Genomic DNA, 2359 nt, shown 5'->3' on the forward strand with positions numbered 1-2359 from the left:
GACGACGAAATCGAATTCTAACGAATTACCGATTTCTGTCCCACTCTCTTTTTGTGTTGATAACTATTTTTGATTCTCTTAAATCCTATTGTTCTTCATTACTTCTACTTCGTCTCATTTGAATGACGAGGTAAGCAACGGAAACAATAGATAGCAAGGCACCCAGGATCACTCCTTTTTGTCTAAAGACGAATTCAACCTTATGATTTCCCTTTGAGATTGGGAACGATAAGAATGCATTCCATGCTTTTTCAGTTTTGACAAACTTCCCATCCACTTTCACTTTCCAGCCATCGCTGTATGGAATGGAAGTCATCATATAGTTACTATCATCTGTAATAGACACATCACCAACAATATGGGTATTTGAAAACTTGGTTACATGTAAACCTTGTTTCTTCCGGTTTTCTAATACCTGTTGAATTTGATCAACATCAGCGCGATAAACACCTGCGTTGCTCATATCGATGTGATCTGTTCTAAATCTAAATTCAATAACGGTTTCTTGGTTTTCAGTTTGATCTGTCAACTGCCAAATTTGTCTTTGCGTGAAAATTTTAGCATTGAGCAACCATTTATTATTGAGTAAGACTGAGTAATCTTGGTTTTGGATCAAAGATGCAGGAGTAAAGAAATAATAGGTGTAATTGGTGCGTGGAGTGACCTTATAACGAATAATGGCATCTTTTGATGAATCCGCTCTCTTATAGATGGCTTCTCCCGTTTCCTTATTGACCTTTTCTTCAATCACATTTTCGGTTTCGATCGAGCTGAACGCCAACGGTTTAAAGTACTCAACGGTATCATTATTGGCCTTTTGATGTCCCTCCATGGAGTTCAAAATAATATTCTGGTTAGCAAAGGCATTATTGGCACCAAATTGTATATTCCTTACCAGACTGTTCGTCCCGTATGCAAGTGGGAAGGAATTTGGATTCTTATAGACGACATAACGCTTATCCTCATAGACCTTGTCTGTGAAATAGCGATGCAGATCAAAGCGGTCTGTAAATCGATAAAAGTACATCTTATCTGGATTGGCTTCAATCTCTTTGGGATCAAAATCCTTGGCACTCATAAAGTAACGAACACCATATAAAGCATCTGTCAAAGGTGTCCCATTTGAATATTGAGTCGCCGCATTGACACCAAGATCTCCCATGAAAGCAAAGTGATCCATGGTGCTACGTTCCAAACTTGAGCTAAAGGTACTTAAGCCTGGATAGGACACCAAGGAAGGAACTGTTCTGGAATAGGCAAAATCTGTGGCAATCCGATAGAATTTTTGATCTGCATTTTCTTGGATATTGTCTGTCACGCGCTTGACTGAAACGGTCGCATCTGCAAACTTGTGCACATCATCATACCCAAATGTTACTTGGGACAAATATGCATTATAGCCAAACTCAAAGATTGTGAGCACAGATACGACAATCATGGATAAACGTGAGATCTTAAAGTTTAGGATGAAGAGAATGCTCAAGTAGAGCATCGCTGTAATCCCCACTTGCGATAAGAGATAACCTGTCTTTAATAAGACGGCAGCTAGTACTAGAAATACTGCTGCTAGAGCCATTCGAATCATTTTTTCCAATTGGCTCTTCTGAGATTTTTCCCAATACGCATAGAAGATGAAGCAGGTTACCGCTGCTATTCCCAGAACACTTAGAATAGAGAACTTAGAGAGGAAACGACTGATCGCTTGCGGTTGAGTCTTTGAGATAAAACTATACTGATGGAAATAGAGATAAACTACCGACAAGAGCAAGCCCAAGCCGATGATACAGTTGGTTTTTTTAGAAATAACGATCTTCTGCTTCATCGCTTGATAAGCTAGGACTAGCATAAAGAATGAAAATAGCCAAGAAAAACGGAAGAAGAAACCGGCTGGATTTTGTCCCATATGCCATATCTTACTGACAAATTCATTCACAAAGGAAATCAGGAAAATGAGAGTAACAATCCCTGCAGCCCATTTTTTTGCTTTTTCAACTTTTTGCGATAGGAAATAAAAGATAAAACCAAGAAAACCAAGCGCTCCAATATAAATATTGGGAAGGTTGGGACCCGCTGACCATCCTGATGTTGTATCAAAACCACCAACAACCAACTTAGAAAGAATATCTAAGGGGTTAATTTGGAAGGCAAATGAGAAGCTCATACCTCCGCCAACTTGCCCCTTACTTTCAATCAGGTTGAAAAATACAGGCAAGAGCAAGACCGAAGCTGTCGCAATCCCAATAATCGAATAGATCACCGCTTGCAACAAAGGGATACTAAAGTTTTTAATCTTTGCCTTTAGATCTCCCTCAATCAGCAATCTTGGCGATACATAGTAGCAGGCATACAGAGCGATGAA

1 protein-coding gene is annotated in these 2359 nt (G+C 39.3%); it reads right to left on the reverse strand.

Annotated features, from left to right (window positions below; all coding sequences use genetic code 11):
• Nucleotides 1–85 precede the first annotated feature (85 nt).
• Nucleotides 86–2359, reverse strand: a 2274-nt coding sequence (locus tag RCH62_RS08310; RefSeq protein WP_306475012.1) for a YfhO family protein, incomplete at its 5' end; no start/stop codon positions are given.

Origin of the sequence: Streptococcus sp., from assembly GCF_030825805.1 — a bacterium.
GTDB lineage: Bacteria > Bacillota > Bacilli > Lactobacillales > Streptococcaceae > Streptococcus.